At 41.2% G+C, this 14,873-nt stretch carries 15 protein-coding genes; 7 read left to right on the top strand and 8 right to left on the bottom strand.

Annotated features, from left to right (window positions below; translation table 11 throughout):
• Window positions 1–115 precede the first annotated feature (115 nt).
• The gene (gene katG, locus E0H94_RS09270) at window positions 116–2,305 is read left to right on the top strand and encodes a catalase/peroxidase HPI (protein WP_131326137.1); all 2,190 of its coding nucleotides are present in this window, start codon (window positions 116–118) and stop codon (window positions 2,303–2,305) included.
• A gap of 401 nt (window positions 2,306–2,706) precedes the next feature.
• Here katG and E0H94_RS09265 read toward each other — a convergent pair whose 3' ends face one another.
• Complete coding sequence (locus E0H94_RS09265; protein WP_131326136.1) at window positions 2,707–2,973, bottom strand: hypothetical protein; 267 nt, start codon at window positions 2,971–2,973, stop codon at window positions 2,707–2,709.
• 459 nt (window positions 2,974–3,432) lie between these two features.
• On the opposite strand from E0H94_RS09265, the gene E0H94_RS09260 reads away from it, so the two are divergent.
• Complete coding sequence (locus E0H94_RS09260) at window positions 3,433–3,747, top strand: hypothetical protein (protein WP_131326135.1); 315 nt, start codon at window positions 3,433–3,435, stop codon at window positions 3,745–3,747.
• A gap of 130 nt (window positions 3,748–3,877) precedes the next feature.
• Here the strand turns inward: E0H94_RS09260 and E0H94_RS09255 are convergent, their stop codons facing one another.
• On the bottom strand, window positions 3,878–4,498 hold the full coding sequence (locus E0H94_RS09255; RefSeq protein ID WP_131326134.1) for a TetR/AcrR family transcriptional regulator: 621 nt from the start codon (window positions 4,496–4,498) through the stop codon (window positions 3,878–3,880).
• An 82-nt stretch (window positions 4,499–4,580) separates the two neighbouring features.
• Here E0H94_RS09255 and E0H94_RS09250 point away from each other — a divergent pair, with 82 nt between their 5' ends.
• Complete coding sequence (locus tag E0H94_RS09250; RefSeq protein ID WP_131326214.1) at window positions 4,581–6,230, top strand: acyl-CoA dehydrogenase family protein; 1,650 nt, start codon at window positions 4,581–4,583, stop codon at window positions 6,228–6,230.
• A 327-nt stretch (window positions 6,231–6,557) separates the two neighbouring features.
• On the opposite strand, the gene E0H94_RS09245 is transcribed toward E0H94_RS09250, so the two are convergent.
• Both E0H94_RS09245 and E0H94_RS09240 read right to left on the bottom strand, forming a co-directional pair.
• Window positions 6,558–7,553: an MDR family NADP-dependent oxidoreductase gene (locus E0H94_RS09245; RefSeq protein ID WP_131326133.1), complete on the bottom strand. Its 996-nt coding sequence runs from the start codon at window positions 7,551–7,553 to the stop codon at window positions 6,558–6,560.
• Between the two features lie 361 nt (window positions 7,554–7,914).
• Window positions 7,915–8,355, bottom strand: coding sequence for a MarR family winged helix-turn-helix transcriptional regulator (locus tag E0H94_RS09240; protein WP_131326132.1), 441 nt, complete (start codon window positions 8,353–8,355; stop codon window positions 7,915–7,917).
• Between the two features lie 249 nt (window positions 8,356–8,604).
• Here E0H94_RS09240 and E0H94_RS09235 point away from each other — a divergent pair, with 249 nt between their 5' ends.
• Window positions 8,605–8,793 (top strand): hypothetical protein, encoded by a 189-nt coding sequence (locus E0H94_RS09235; protein WP_131326131.1) that lies wholly within the window; start codon window positions 8,605–8,607, stop codon window positions 8,791–8,793.
• A gap of 8 nt (window positions 8,794–8,801) precedes the next feature.
• Here the strand turns inward: E0H94_RS09235 and ptsP are convergent, their stop codons facing one another.
• Window positions 8,802–11,099 (bottom strand): phosphoenolpyruvate--protein phosphotransferase, encoded by a 2,298-nt coding sequence (gene ptsP / locus E0H94_RS09230; RefSeq protein ID WP_131326130.1) that lies wholly within the window; start codon window positions 11,097–11,099, stop codon window positions 8,802–8,804.
• A 70-nt stretch (window positions 11,100–11,169) separates the two neighbouring features.
• Entirely contained in the window at window positions 11,170–11,664 is a 495-nt protein-coding gene (locus E0H94_RS09225) for an RNA pyrophosphohydrolase (RefSeq protein ID WP_131326129.1), read from the bottom strand.
• Between the two features lie 182 nt (window positions 11,665–11,846).
• Here E0H94_RS09225 and E0H94_RS09220 point away from each other — a divergent pair, with 182 nt between their 5' ends.
• The 3 genes from E0H94_RS09220 to E0H94_RS09210 all read left to right on the top strand — a co-directional run bounded on the left by E0H94_RS09220 (window position 11,847) and on the right by E0H94_RS09210 (window position 13,476).
• Window positions 11,847–12,500: an HAD family hydrolase gene (locus tag E0H94_RS09220; RefSeq protein ID WP_131326128.1), complete on the top strand. Its 654-nt coding sequence runs from the start codon at window positions 11,847–11,849 to the stop codon at window positions 12,498–12,500.
• Window positions 12,501–12,650: 150 nt separating this feature from the next.
• The gene (locus tag E0H94_RS09215; RefSeq protein ID WP_131326127.1) at window positions 12,651–12,899 is read left to right on the top strand and encodes a DUF2789 family protein; all 249 of its coding nucleotides are present in this window, start codon (window positions 12,651–12,653) and stop codon (window positions 12,897–12,899) included.
• Between the two features lie 70 nt (window positions 12,900–12,969).
• A complete protein-coding gene (locus E0H94_RS09210) occupies window positions 12,970–13,476 on the top strand; it encodes a DUF2628 domain-containing protein (RefSeq protein ID WP_131326126.1) in 507 nt (168 codons plus the stop codon).
• Window positions 13,477–13,532: 56 nt separating this feature from the next.
• Here E0H94_RS09210 and E0H94_RS09205 read toward each other — a convergent pair whose 3' ends face one another.
• Both E0H94_RS09205 and E0H94_RS09200 read right to left on the bottom strand, forming a co-directional pair.
• Window positions 13,533–14,390: a LysR family transcriptional regulator gene (locus tag E0H94_RS09205; protein WP_131326125.1), complete on the bottom strand. Its 858-nt coding sequence runs from the start codon at window positions 14,388–14,390 to the stop codon at window positions 13,533–13,535.
• Window positions 14,391–14,512: 122 nt separating this feature from the next.
• Window positions 14,513–14,755: a DUF2061 domain-containing protein gene (locus E0H94_RS09200; RefSeq protein ID WP_131326124.1), complete on the bottom strand. Its 243-nt coding sequence runs from the start codon at window positions 14,753–14,755 to the stop codon at window positions 14,513–14,515.
• Window positions 14,756–14,873 lie beyond the last annotated feature (118 nt).

Below are 14,873 nucleotides of genomic sequence, written 5' to 3'. Positions count from 1 at the left end.
TTGATTAGTAAATACCGCTTTAGCTTGTCTAGAAAAAAGGCTATGTTGATAGTCGAACACTACTTTTAGACGGTTCAATAATAAACATTGAAAGACTTGAGTTTGGAGAGATAACATGGACAATAATTCGCAAGCCTCGTCAGGTAAGTGCCCATTTTCACATGGTGCCAATACCTCTGCTGCCAGCTCAAATACCGATTGGTGGCCAAATTCACTTAATTTAGACATCCTTTCACAACACGATACCAAAACCAATCCACTCGATCCCGACTTTAATTATGCAGAAGCCTTCAAATCGCTCGATCTAGAAGCCGTTAAACAAGATATCCGCGACCTGATCAACAGTAGCCAAGATTGGTGGCCATCAGATTATGGTAGCTACATCGGGATGTTTGTGCGTACGGCATGGCATTTGGCGGGTTCATACCGTAAGCAAGATGGTCGTGGTGGTGCCAACACGGGTAATCAGCGTTTTGCTCCACTGAATAGTTGGCCAGATAATGTCAACACCGATAAAGGTCGTCGGTTACTTTGGCCTATCAAGAAAAAATATGGCAACAAACTGTCTTGGGGCGATTTAATTGTCCTTGCAGGGACTGTGGCGTATGACGTTGCAGGTTTAAAGACTTTTGGTTTCGGCGGTGGTCGAGTTGATATTTGGCATCCAGAAAAAGACATTTACTGGGGCGAAGAGCATCAATGGCTGGCACCAACCGCCAACCGCTATGGCAGTGACCAAGACCGTCAATCACTGGAAAATCCTTTAGCTGCGGTGCAAATGGGCTTGATCTATGTAAACCCTGAAGGGGTTGATGGTGTGCAAGATCCATTGCGTACCGCACAAGACATGCGCGTGACTTTTGACCGTATGGGAATGGATGACGAAGAAACGGTGGCATTGACCGCGGGTGGTCATACTGTCGGTAAAGCACACGGCAATGGTAAAGCCGAATTACTCGGTAAAGATGTTGAAGGGGCGGATGTTGAATTCCAAGGTCTAGGTTGGCATAACCCAGAAGGGACAGGCAATGCTGGCAATACCATGGTCAGTGGCTTAGAAGGCGCTTGGACCACACATCCAACCAAATGGGACAATGAATTTTTCTACTTATTGTTCACTTATGATTGGCAAAAAACCACCAGTCCTGCGGGTGCTAAGCAATGGGAACCAATTAACATCAAAGAGGAAGACAAACCTGTCGATGCACATAACCCGAACGTGCGTCGTAATCCAATGATGACTGATGCCGATATGGCACTGAAAATAGACCCTGAATACCGCAAAATTTCAGAGCGTTTCTATCAAGACCCTGCTTATTTAGCGGAAGTTTTTGCACGTGCTTGGTACAAATTGACACACCGTGATATGGGACCAAAATCGCGTTATTTAGGCGCTGATGTACCTGCGGAAGATTTAATTTGGCAAGACCCAATTCCGAGCGTGGATTACAGCTTAACCGAAGCAGAAATTGATGAGCTGAAAGCAAAATTGCTGAATAGCGGTTTATCTAGTAGTGATCTCATTACCACTGCTTGGGACAGCGCAAGAACTTATCGCGGTTCGGACTTCCGTGGTGGTGCCAATGGTGCACGTATTCGTTTATCACCACAAAAAGATTGGGTGGGCAATGAGCCTGAGCGTTTAGCCAAAGTGCTTGCGAAACTGGAAGAAATTCAGGCAGGTCTGGCGAAAAAAGTCAGCATTGCCGACTTGATTGTATTGGGTGGCACAGCAGCAGTGGAAAAAGCAGCGCAAGCTGCGGGTGTGAATGTGAAAGTGCCATTTATTGCGGGTCGTGGTGATGCTTTGCAGGAACAAACTGACGAATATTCATTTGCTGATTTGGAGCCGACCCATGATGGCTACCGTAACTGGTTAAAACAAGATTATGCGGTGCAACCTGAAGAAATGCTGTTAGATCGGACCCAGTTAATGGGCTTAACTGCACCTGAAATGACCGTGTTGATTGGGGGTATGCGTGTGCTCGACACCAACTATGGCGGTGCGAAAGAAGGCGTATTGACTGACCGTGTTGGCGTGCTCAGCAATGATTTCTTTGTCAATTTGACCGACATGAACAATACATGGAAACCTGTGGGTAAAAACCGTTATGAAATTGCTGACCGTGCTACAGGTACAGTGAAATGGACAGCAACCCGCGTGGATTTGGTGTTCGGTTCAAACTCAATTTTACGTTCTTATGCTGAGGTGTATGCGCAGGATGACAACAAAGAGAAATTTGTACATGACTTTATTGCCGCTTGGAATAAAGTGATGAATGCCGACCGTTTTGATGTGAAGTAGTTTTCGCAAAATAAAAAACCGCTCGTAAGGGCGGTTTTTTGTGAAGTCATAATTGTGCATCTAAAAAGGCAAATATTTGTACAATTAATTTTTTACTAATTTCAAGGTACTGAAATATCTAAATGATTAAATCCATTTCGTAAAAGCTGTATTATGTTGATTTTAGCAAAATTAAAAACTAAGAGCTTCCTCTAACCAACATTTGAAGTTTTTAAACTTTATATGATGTGGCATATCACCTAGATCAAAAACAAAAACTGATAGATCACCATCAGTATCATCATTCCCAACATCAATGTCCTTGCTATTTTAGCTTATATTTATAAACAGCTGAGGGTAGCTAAAATTAGTTGGTAATTCTTGCTCAGAATACAGTGAAAAATTTGATGTGTTTTGAGTAATTATATCTCCTGTTTTTTTAGCGGATTTGCCCAACCTAAGATTAATGATGTTACTGAATCAGACTTATCAGGAGATATGTCACCTTGATATCTTTTAATTGAATTTCTTTTAAGAAATTCATTAATCCTTATTTTACGTTGATCATCATCTAACACATCTAATATAAAGTTTGCCACATCGTGTAGATGTTGATATTCATAATTGTTGTCTAAATCAAATTTTGGATTCCATACATGTTTCAATATATCTATGATTTTATCTTTCATTTTATATCTCGATAATATTCATATTCTTTTGATTCTATTAAATACTATCTTGTAAATAGTTTCTATTTAGCTAAATAATATTATGTGAGATATACTTTTATATTAATTAAAATATCGAATGCTTAAAATTCTAAAAGAAGCTAGCTTTGCAATAAGTTGGCTTTCTAGTGAGAAATATTGCTGGGTTCTGTAATTTCAAGATGCTTATTAACTTACTAAAAGGAACATGTTTATTTAGAGCTAAGCAATTCATGCCTCGGTGTCACCAACATTAGGTTTAAGAATACTGTGCCACATCAGTAGCATCATGTTATGGAAAAAACTTGGACTTTGAATGTACTCTGGATAATTAAAATTCTATTGTTTATAAAATTTCGGTTTAACTGGATGAATCCATTAAAAATTCATAATTGGTTTATAGGATGGTGAGAATAAGTGAAACAAATGAGATTCATCACAATGAAAAAAATCCTATCTAGCCTAATTTTAAGTGCAAGTTCATTGGTTATAGCTGACACTGCATTAGCAGCAAACTCATCTACAGATACTCAAAACTCGCAAGTTCATATGCAGCATGATTCAGCACATCACAATGCCATGAATGCTCAAGGCTGTCCACAACCACCAAAAGGCGCTCAAGGAAAAGATCGTCCACAACCACCGAAAGGTGCACAGGGCAAAGACCGCCCGCAACCACCGAAAGATGCCAATGGTTGCCCTATGCCACCTAAAAATATGAACGGTAAAGATCATCCACAACCGCCTAAGGCATAGTAATACATGGTGGTTTATAAATTACCGATGTATCTGATATGAGAAACCGCCACGATAGGTGGTTTCTCATATTAAGTCCTGCGTTCTATAAAAATTACAATGGGTGTATCTTGAGTTAGTGCACGTGAATTTACTGATTAATCCACACAGTTAAGGTGAGTTGAATGTCTTGTTCTAAAATATGCCAGTGCTTAAACTCTGGCTCGACCAACAAGGTTTGTGACACAAAGCCATAACACAGCCGTTGTACATTTAAACTCAGACGCTTGAGTTGTGTTTCATCTCCCACATAAGGCATAAGAATGCTGTGCCACATTTGCACCATCATGGCATAACTTTTACGGTAACTTTCAATGTTTGAAACCTGCCGTTCCAGTAAAAAAGTCTGTGCCCAAAGAAACTGCCGAGCCTGAATCCGCTCAAGTTGAAAATGAATAATCTGCTCTAAATAGTCCTCAAAACTTAATTTTGTGGATAACTCCATCAGGCTTTGTGCATAACTTTTGAGTAGCTCAGCATTACCTTTTACATGTTGATGAATGGTTAATGCAACCAAATCTTCTTTCTTGGAAAAGTACTCATAAAACGTACCTAAACCAACACCTGCCATATCCGTAATTTCACGAATGGTGATTTCATGCGCATGACGCTCATGTAAAAGCCGAACAAAACTTTCTTGCAAAGCTTCTTGCGTGCGCTTGGCTCTGGATTGACGCGGTCTACGACGGACTTGGATCTCAGGATTCTTCATGGCACAAAGCTGAACATATCAAGGTCATTTTTTCTCTATACTGAAATGAAAATCGAATCAGAACAAGAGCAAAATAAAGATGATGAATACATGGACAACTCATCAAATCAGTAATCAATTTGATGAAAAGCAGGACTATAACCTATTGAGCAGCGATCAGGTTCTACAAGAAATTTTGACTCGATATGGCAGTCAGGATCAGGTCGCTTTGGATGAGTTGGGACAAGTTGCAGGTTCGGCAGAATATTACCAATATGCAGATCAAGCTAATCGGCATACCCCGATCTTACATGCCTTCGATGCACGAGGACGTCGCAAAGATTTTATTGAGTTCCATCCTGCATGGCATCAATGGATGCAATTGAATCGAAATCATGCTGTACATGCGCATCCTTTTATTGCACCGCAATCCCAAACTGCGTGGATGGATTGGGCGGCACGCTTTTATTTGAGTGGACAAGTCGAATGTGGCAGCTTATGTCCCACCGCAATGACGCTAGGCAGTATTCCATTGCTGCAACGTGAACCTGAATTGTGGGAAAAAATTGGCAGTAAGCTGCTATCGACTGAATACGATGCGCGTGATGTGCCAATCAGTCAGAAAAAATCAATTTGGTTGGGTATGGGCATGACCGAAAAGCAGGGTGGTTCAGATGTGCGAGCCAATGAAACCATTGCGATTCCAGTTGCAGAGTCGGGGCGTGGTCAAGCCTATTTGCTAACAGGGCATAAATGGTTTTTCTCTGCTCCGATGTGTGATGCACATTTAGTGGTGGCACAAACTGAACAAGATGGTTTGGCCTGTTTCTTTGTACCACGCTGGTTAGAGGATGGCACCAAGAACCCGATCCATATCCAGCGCTTGAAAGACAAAGTGGGCAACCGCAGTAACTCCAGTTCCGAAGTTGAATTTAAAGAGGCTTGGGGCATCATGATTGGAGAAGTAGGACGCGGTATTCCCACTATTATTGAAATGGCGAATTACACCCGACTCACTTGTTCGGTAGGCAGTAGTGCTATGTTAAGACAAGCTTTGGTGCAGTGCCTTGCGTATACCCGACAGCGTCAGACTTTTGGAAAACATTTATCTGAACACCCGTTGATGCAAGCTGTTTTGGTGGATTTAGCTTTGGAAACCGAAGCCGCAGTACAACTCAGTTTCCATTTGGCACACTGTTATGAACAGGATGATGCCTTATCGGTGGCATGGAAAAGAATAATGACACCTGCTGCCAAGTTCTGGATATGCAAACGTGCGGTGGAGCTAACAGGTGAAATGATGGAGGTTTTTGGTGGCAACGGCTATGTCGATACGGGAATTATGGCGCGAATTTTTAAAGAAGCGCCTGTAAATACCATTTGGGAAGGTTCAGGCAATGTGATGTGCTTAGATGTATTGCGGGCGATTCAACGAGAACCAGAATCCATGCAGGTGTTGTTGCAGTCTTTTACAAACATAGCCAAGCAACAGCCATTATTACAAGCAGAACTGCAACAATTGCTACAGTTATTTCAGCAAGTGCCTGAGCAACTCCAGTTTATGGCACGAAGCTTAGTCAGTCGGTTGGTGATTTTGGCACAAGCCAGTTTATTACAACAATATGCCCCTGCATTCATTGCAGATGCATTTATTCAATCCCGTTATCAGACTTTCCATGGTCGTGTTGTGGGGATACTTGAAGTACAACAGCAAGATGTCGAGAAAATATTGGCTCGAGTCTTGGCGGTATAAAATATTGTTTTTTGAGTAAAATACCAGAATTTAGATGATTTTTTAATCAATTGTGTAAGCCAAGGCGTACAATGAATGATGGACTTTGCGTATAGGCAATCTTTTTGAAATCACCTATCATGCATTTCATTCAGGAACAGGATGTTCCAGAACATTCAAGGATTGAAATGTTCTAAAGCAAGGATCGTTTTGGTGCAACAGGAAGTTATACCGAGCAACGAATATGGAAAAGGCCCGACAGGATGTTGGGCTTTTTTTATGTGTGATGTCGCATAATTTTGAACAAGCAAGTTTCTACATTTGAAGCATAAAAACTGAGTCGTAGAGCTAAAACTTCACAATCAGGGTTCCCATGGCCTCTTCATTGAAGTAATGAATTAAAGCTTCAGGCAAATGCTCAAAACCCTCAATCAGATGTGCTTGATAAGTCATTTTCCCTTGGGCTAAATATTCAGCGATTACTTGATTCGATTCATGCATGAATTCGAGATAGGGGCTGAGCATTGTCCCCCGAAGACTTAAGTACCTGTGCTGAATGCTCTCTAAATTTGATGAATGGTAAGACGTGGGGTGCTGTGCGGACGGTTTGTCTAATTCGATGACACGTCCAGATGGATTCATTTGCGCATAAATGAGTCTTTGTGGTGGTTCATCTTTATTATCAAAAAAGATGTCTATACCGTCTGGTGCTGCAAGGCTTAATTGGGTGGCAGAATGTGAATGGCTCATATGAATGGTTGCATCAAAACCCAATTCATTCACTAAGTATTGGCATTTTTTACTGGAGTCCGAACAACCGATAACCCTTAGACCTTTGGCTTTTGCGAGTTGCCCCAGTAAAGAACCGAGTGTGCTCGCTGCATTGGCAATCAGGAGCGTTTCCCCAGCTTTCGGTTGGGCAAGTTTGATTAACCCGATATATGCGGTAAGACCTGTAAAATAGAATAAAGAAAGTACGGCTTCCGCAGGTAGGCTCGAATCAATAATATACATCTCAGAATGCCCTAAAATATATTCATTCCAACCAGTAATCCCCACCACTTGAACCCCTACGGGAAATTGAGGATTTAGAGACTCAATGACTTTGCCAACACCATAAGATTGTATAATTTCACTCTTCTGCGTAGGCGTAAATGTATTGTAATGTCTTTGTTGTAACCAATGAGGCATGACAGGGTCTAAGCAGATATGTGTCTGCCTAACCAAAAACTCACCCACAGTTAAATTTGGCAAAGGCAAGGGAACCCTATCAAATATATCCATACTCAATTTTCCTTGTGGATATCTGGACAACCTAAATGCTTGATTCCTCGTGATGGTCATCCTTTTACAGTTGCTTTTTTATCATTGATATTGCACTGATCAAGCTCAAGCATTGTGTGAAGAAATACGGTTCTATCGTTATTGTTTACACTTATGTAGATGATTTTACTGTTCTTAATCACATTCTTGTTATGTACGGGGTGATGTGTTTATTCTGTCTGGCTTCTCCTGAAGAGGTCGGCTCATTGAGGCGCTATCAAGTACAGATACTGAACTACATTGCTCACAGATGGATGCATAAATTTTTCAGTATTGGTCATGCCGAAAAGTCTGTCTGGCGTTGTCGCGAAATGAATGCGATACATTGATTTTAAAATGTACAGCGATGGTATTTCAATCTGATTTTGATCCATTTTCTGTATCATTGCTCTTTTAATTGAGCGCGTAAGCGATTGAGTTCTTCACGTAATTGACTGACTTGGTCGGGTGCACATTGAATGGCTGTCAGAATTTGTTCAGGAATTGGCATGACGGCTTGTTTTAAAGCACGTCCTTCAGCTGTTAGATAAATCAGGACACGTCGTTCATCTTCAACTGAGCGTTTGCGCTCAATAAAACCCAAACTTTCCAGCCGTTTTAATAAGGGGGTGAGTGTGGAAGATTCTAAAAAAATTCGTTGTCCAATCTCAGAGACCGTGAGCTGATCTTGTTCCCATAAAATTAGCATGACCAAATATTGTGGATAGGTAATTCCATGCGGCTGTAATAATTTTCGATAGTACTGATTCAGCGCAAGATGAGTTGAATATAAAGCAAAACAAAGTTGATTATCGAGCTTTAATAACTCCTCTTGGTTTGACATAAGGGTGTACCAATTTGTGAAATAACTTCTATTATAACTTTAAGCCAGCATGGCTGACATACCCATCTTCAAATTCAGGCATTTAGATGAAATTTGCCTGCAATATCTGTATTTTTGCTGTGAACTTGGAGCCAAGATGAAGATCAATATTGGCATAAATCTGCTTGTAAAATAGCCAGAAAGGCGTATGCTTATTTTCCTGCTGTAAAAGTAGAAGAATTGAAATCTGTAGTCAAAAGGTGGAACAGAATGGCCAAGAAGAAAGCTGAGCCAAAAGTCGTGATTCACAACTTTGTGGCAAAACACATGCATGAAGTCAACCAAAGCCACGTTTTTGTGGATCGAAAGAAAAATGCAAAACGAGGTTATAGCAAACATAAGCAAGGGCGATATTCCGAAGATTATCGCCCTTTTTTATTGCCGTGCTGTGCAGCATGATGGATGTGTTAAGCACCCACAATACGAGTACTTGATTTCACCATATCGGCTAAGCCATGCGTTTTGAAATAATATTCCATCCAACTTTTTATCATGAGTGGATTACTCATTTTTAAAACACGATCCAGTTGTTCTTGGGCATCAGACATCGGAACATGACAAATCGCTTTACGGACACGCAAGATGTTACTTGAACTCATGGAAAGGGTATTAAAGCCCATCGCCATAAGCAGGATGGCAGAGAGCGGATCGCCCGCCATTTCACCACAAATACTGATGGGCTTATCGAACTTATGACACTCTTGAACCAAACGCGTGAGCGCTCTTAAAATTGAAGGGTGAAAGTGCGAGTAAACATTGGCAACGCGTGGATTATTACGATCAACCGCCAATAAATATTGGGTTAAGTCATTCGAACCCACCGAGAAGAAATCTACCAACTCTGCAAACTCTTCAATTTGTAGCAGCACGCTTGGTACTTCAACCATTATACCGATTTTCGGCTTATTGATTTTAACCTGCTCTTCTTCTTGTACCGCGTGCCAGTCACGATCGAGTAAATACAAGGCTTCTTCGACTTCACTGACACTGGTCACCATCGGCAATAAAATATGCAGATTATTTAGCCCAATGCTGGCTTTGAGCATTGCTCGAATTTGTGAAGAAAAAATTTCAGGATGATCGAGGGTAAAACGAATACCTCGCCAGCCCAAGGCAGAATTTTCTTCTTCAATCGAGAAATAAGGTAAATCTTTATCCGCACCAATATCGAGGGTACGCATCACCACAGGCTTGTTGGCAAAATGGCTGAGCTGCTGACGATAAATGGCACGTTGTTCTTCTTCCCCAGGGAAGCGGTCACGTAGCATAAATGGAATTTCAGAACGATATAGACCAACACCTTTGGCACCACGTTGTACACCACGCACCACATCGATCATGAGACCTGTATTTACATACAGATGCACAGAGACACCATCAGGGGTAATAGAATCTTTGGTCTCATATTGTTTTAGATCTTTGGCAATTTGCTCTTCTTCTTTTTGAATTTCTTTATAGCGTGTTCGCATACGACGAGGAGGATTGATAAAAATCCGCCCTTGATGCGCATCGACAATCATTTCGACATCATCAAGCGTATTGATCGGGAGTTCAGTGACCCCAACTACGGTTGGGATACCAAGAGCACGCGCCACAATCACCATATGCGAGTTCATGGCACCTTCAGTAGTGACAATCGCAGCAATTTTATCGACAGGCAGTTCGACCAAAGCAGCAGTCGAAATTTCTTCACCAATTAAGATGCTTTCATCCGTCAGTTCACGGTGGCTAGAGTCAGCTTTCTGTAAAAATGCCAAAATACGTCGACCTAAATCTTTTAGGTCAGCCACGCGTTCACGTAAGTAGTCATCTTCCATTTGAGCAAACAGCGCAATATGGTTCTCAATCACAATACGAACAGCACCTTGTGCCCAGTTGCCATCACGAATTTCTGATTTAATTTCAGCGGGTAAGGCATTTTCGTCCAACATGCGTAAGAACACGCTAAACAGTGCACGTTCCTCTGCCATCAAGGCATCTTGCATTTTATCATCAAGTGCTTGAATTTCTTCTCGTACGGCATTTAATGCACGATCAAGTAATGCCAATTCTTCACTAATATCATCGGCTTCACGGTCAGGTACCGCAGACAGATCGGCTGGCGGATATAAAATGACTGCACGGCCTAAGGCAATCCCACCTGAGCCAGACACCCCTTGGAAGGTTTTATAAGCAGGCAGGTTGCTTGGTTTACGGAAGACATCAATATTGCCCACGGCATGGGCATGTGCAATCACTCCAGAAAGTTGCGCACAGAGTGTCACGAGGAAGGATTCGGCTGCTTCACTAAAATCTTGTTTGTCTTTATTTTGAACCACCAACACACCCATGACTTTGCGGCGGTACATGACAGGTACACCGAGGAAAGAGTTGTAAATCTCTTCCCCAGTTTCTGGTAGGTACATAAAGCGTTCATGCTTAGGTGCATCATCTAGGTTAACAATTTCTTCACGTTGTCCAACTAGACCGACCAAACCTTCGCCTGTGTGTAAGGATACATGTCCGACAGATTCAGGGTTTAGCCCTTTAGAAGCCATGAGCAGATAACGTTGGTTACGTTCATCTAAAAGGTAGATCGAGCAGACCTCGACATGCATCGCTTCAGCCACTTGGTTGACCATAATGTCGAGTGATTCATGCAAACTGGTGGACGCATTGATTTCTTGCACAATACGTCTTAAGGTGTCCAGCTGCATATTCGACATAGAGTCTGCTCCCAAAAAAAATGTAAATTAGTTTTATTTATAGCAATAGTGTCTTAAAAAATCTGCATATTTATACATTTTTTTTAAGGTTTTTTATGGGTAATTGATTGCACAATTCCACCATAGCTTTACGGTAGACATCTCGCTTGAAATTCACCACCTGCCCTAGCGGATACCAATAGCTCACCCATTGCCATTGGTCAAACTCGGGCGGATCAGACAAATTCAATTGAATATGCTGTACCGAAGCGGTTAACTTGAGTAAAAACCACTTTTGTTTTTGACCTATACACACGGGGTCTGAATCCGTACGTATATACCGATGTGGCAAACGGTAACGCAACCATCCTTTAGTTTGCGCTACAATTTCGACGTGTTCGGGCAGTAAGCCAACTTCTTCTCTCAGCTCACGATAAAGTGCCTGTTCGGGGGTTTCTCCATATTGGATACCTCCTTGTGGAAATTGCCAAGCATTGTGTCCAATGCGTTTTGCCCATAAAACCTGTCCAAACTCGTTTGCCAAAATGATCCCGACATTGGGTCGGAAACCTTCAGAGTCGATCATTTGGCTACCTAAATTTTGTGTAATATTGTGGCTTCGCGTTCGGGGAGTGTTATTTCTTTATCCAACTCGAACCAAAACAAAGCTAAAATGTTAAAATTGCTATGATCTTAACGAATTTCTATCGACTAGCGGAGATAGATTTACAAATTTTTTCTTAAATTTCAGTTTTTACGAGTATTTTCATGAAATTGGCGCTATTTGATCTCGATCACACCTTACTGAATACCGATTCAGATCATTCTTGGGGAGAATTTTTAGTCAATGAAGGACTGGTCGATCCTATCCGCCATCGTCAAATGAATGACAAATTTTATGAGGACTACAAAGCAGGGCAACTTGATCCGATTGCTTATAATGAATTTGTTTTTGAATTTTTGACTCAGCATGACAATCAGTATTTAACCGAATTACATGAATTGTTTATGCAGAAAGTGATTCGTCCACAAATGCGCCCAGACGGATTTGCGGCAATAGAAAAACACCGTGAAGCGGGACATGCTTTGGTGGGAATTACCGCGACGTCAGATTTTATTACTGCGCCGATTTTTCATGAATTTGGTATTACTGAAATTATTGCCACCAATGCCGAAGTGGTAGACGGAAAATACACGGGTAAAGTGATTAATATTCCATGCTACCAAAAAGGCAAATTGGCGCGTTTAGATTTATGGTTGGCGGGCCGCGAAGTTAAAGAGTCTTGGGCTTATTCAGACTCCATCAATGATCGTTTTCTGTTGGAATATGCAGACCATGCGATTGCGGTGAATCCAGATGATCGTCTAGAAGTCTTGGCCAAAGAACAAGGTTGGGCTATTCAAGACTGGTCGATTGCCTAAATCATTATCATCAGACATTGATGCTAAACAGCAGGGGTGGATTGAAATCTGTCCCTGCTGTTTTGTATCAATGTTAAAGATATTTAACAGTTTTGAGCTGTTCGAGTTGCTATGCTGATCTAGACAATAAGAAAACTGAAGGACATGAGCATGAATCAAGTTCGACCAAGAATGACACATTTATTTGAACAGCTCGGTTTAGACGCGAGTGAAGACGCAATTGCATTATTTATTGTGACTCATCAATTGAATGCACAGACGCATATTGTACAGGCAGATTATTGGAGCGAAGCGCAACGTCAATTTTTAGAAGAAAAAATTCAGTCTGATGGCGAATGGGCGATTGTCGTGGATCAGTTGAATGAATCGTTGCATGAAGAATCGGTGATTAAAAAATAAGATATAATTGAGCTGTGGCGATGAAAGTTCTTTGCGTCACGCAATAAATGAATAAATTAAGAAGAAATATATGTCTTTAGATCAACAATCTGTTTTTCCCTCTGCATCCTTAGAGAATTCGAACTTAATCCATCAACTGGAGCAAGATCGAGCCATATTCATTGGTGCAAAATATCAATCTTATTATCAAAAACAATTTGAAAAAATAACCCTAAAGAAACAGTATGCAGGTTTTAATATTGCGGCTTTTTTCTTAGGGGTGATTTGGTTATTTTATCGGAAAATGTATCGCTATGGCTTTATGGCAATCGCTTTGATTCTTGTGATCGGGGTGGTTGAAACACTTTTGGGGATTGAAGGTTCTGGTTCAACGATTGGCTTAAGTGTGGCATTCGGTATGTTTGGGAATACGTTGTATAAGCATTATGTGGATAAGCAAATTGCCAAGATACGGCAGTTGGGTAATGGTGACTTCAGCACTGAACTAGAAAACCGTGGTGGAACCAATTTCGTTGCTGGTTTAATCCTTCTTTTGATTGTGCTTGGGTTGATTGTGCTTGCGATCATCGCATCCTAAGACACGGTGAAGATAAAAAGTCATCTTTGAAGATGGCTTTTTATCATTTTGGAATCTCATTTCATCATTTCAATCAGCTCTAACACGGCTTTTGACTGGGTCCGTCCAGGGTGCCAAACCATGCCCAATTGACGATTCATTTCAAAACGAATGTCGAGTTGCTGTAAATCTTGATTGAGCAGGGTTTGTGGTAAGACTGACCAGCCCAGACCAATTGAAACCAACATCCGGATAGATTCTAGTGGATTATTGCTCATGGTAATTTTTGGCTTTAATCCCTGTTTTTCAAATTCAGCCAAGGTAATTTGACTGGTATAAGTTTGGGCAGAGGGCAACAAACTCGGATAGGCAACTAAATCTTCCAGTTTTAGGTTTTTCTTTTGTGCCAAAGGATGAAAGGGGGCTGCAACGAACACCAGAGGATCATTCCAAATGGTGACATAATTGAGTCGATGATCGCCTTGCGGAGGTAAAGTAAGAAAAGCCAGTTCTAAATCACCTGCAAGGACTTGTTCGTGTGCTTGTTCAGAGTCGACAAAATGTACATCTAAGGTGACTTGTGGAAATTGTTGTACATACTGGCGTAAATGATGCGGCAGATGATGTAGACCAATGTGATGACTGGTGCCAATCTTGAGTTTGCCTTGTACCTGTCCTTGTTCATGGCTCAGGGTATGGTGAATATCTCCGAGTTCATTTAACCAGTTTTTAACTTTCGGTAATAATGAATGTGCAGCATGAGTTGCTTGAACACCACGTCCTGCCGATTCAAATAATTTCACCCCAAAATAATCTTCTAAGCTATGAATACGTTTGGTTACCGCAGGTTGGGTAATAAACAGTTGGTCCGCCGCTAAAGAAATTGAACCGGTTTCCATGACTTTTACAAATGCTTCAAAGGCAGCCAAATTCATTGTGGAGATCCATAAAGTTTTTTTATATATATTCTATTATTTAGAAACTTTAAGGATTAATCAAATAAAAAAGCACCCGAGGGAGGGTGCAAAGAGGAACTCAAGCTCAAGGACATACCGGATTACACGCAGGATTCTTGAGGCTGCGTTGTGGCTATTGCTTGCTTATCCCAGACTTTTTCGTGGAAGAAGAAGGCAAATGCTTGAACCGTTGGTTCGAGTAAACTTAAAGTGATTGCCATAATCAGGCTACCTGTTACAAAGTATCCGACCAACATCGCGACACTTATATGCATAATGTAATAACTGAAGGTTTTCTTTAAAGTGCGTTGGTTGTGTTGAACAAAGTGATAAAGGTGTGCCATGTGTCATGCCTTAAGCTGTAGGGGATAAGTCAATAATAATGATTTGCTTTTAATCTGTAAAAACGAATATATTTTTTAAATTGATCGGATAATTAGGTGGAAAGTGGAAATTTAAAAT

This window comes from Acinetobacter sp. ANC 4173, from assembly GCF_004331255.1.
Taxonomy (GTDB): Bacteria; Pseudomonadota; Gammaproteobacteria; order Pseudomonadales; family Moraxellaceae; genus Acinetobacter.
This window is presented reverse-complemented; position numbering and strand designations above follow the sequence as displayed.

What these genes read in the sequence shown, in the direction of transcription:
- katG (WP_131326137.1), top strand. Translation starts at nt 116, where the DNA reads ATGGACAATAATTCGCAAGCCTCGTCAGGTAAGTGCCCATTTTCACAT.
- E0H94_RS09265 (WP_131326136.1), bottom strand. Translation starts at nt 2,973, where the DNA reads ATGAAAGATAAAATCATAGATATATTGAAACATGTATGGAATCCAAAA.
- E0H94_RS09260 (WP_131326135.1), top strand. Translation starts at nt 3,433, where the DNA reads ATGAAAAAAATCCTATCTAGCCTAATTTTAAGTGCAAGTTCATTGGTT.
- E0H94_RS09255 (WP_131326134.1), bottom strand. Translation starts at nt 4,498, where the DNA reads ATGAAGAATCCTGAGATCCAAGTCCGTCGTAGACCGCGTCAATCCAGA.
- E0H94_RS09250 (WP_131326214.1), top strand. Translation starts at nt 4,581, where the DNA reads ATGAATACATGGACAACTCATCAAATCAGTAATCAATTTGATGAAAAG.
- E0H94_RS09245 (WP_131326133.1), bottom strand. Translation starts at nt 7,553, where the DNA reads ATGACCATCACGAGGAATCAAGCATTTAGGTTGTCCAGATATCCACAA.
- E0H94_RS09240 (WP_131326132.1), bottom strand. Translation starts at nt 8,355, where the DNA reads ATGTCAAACCAAGAGGAGTTATTAAAGCTCGATAATCAACTTTGTTTT.
- E0H94_RS09235 (WP_131326131.1), top strand. Translation starts at nt 8,605, where the DNA reads ATGGCCAAGAAGAAAGCTGAGCCAAAAGTCGTGATTCACAACTTTGTG.
- ptsP (WP_131326130.1), bottom strand. Translation starts at nt 11,099, where the DNA reads ATGTCGAATATGCAGCTGGACACCTTAAGACGTATTGTGCAAGAAATC.
- E0H94_RS09225 (WP_131326129.1), bottom strand. Translation starts at nt 11,664, where the DNA reads ATGATCGACTCTGAAGGTTTCCGACCCAATGTCGGGATCATTTTGGCA.
- E0H94_RS09220 (WP_131326128.1), top strand. Translation starts at nt 11,847, where the DNA reads ATGAAATTGGCGCTATTTGATCTCGATCACACCTTACTGAATACCGAT.
- E0H94_RS09215 (WP_131326127.1), top strand. Translation starts at nt 12,651, where the DNA reads ATGAATCAAGTTCGACCAAGAATGACACATTTATTTGAACAGCTCGGT.
- E0H94_RS09210 (WP_131326126.1), top strand. Translation starts at nt 12,970, where the DNA reads ATGTCTTTAGATCAACAATCTGTTTTTCCCTCTGCATCCTTAGAGAAT.
- E0H94_RS09205 (WP_131326125.1), bottom strand. Translation starts at nt 14,390, where the DNA reads ATGAATTTGGCTGCCTTTGAAGCATTTGTAAAAGTCATGGAAACCGGT.
- E0H94_RS09200 (WP_131326124.1), bottom strand. Translation starts at nt 14,755, where the DNA reads ATGGCACACCTTTATCACTTTGTTCAACACAACCAACGCACTTTAAAG.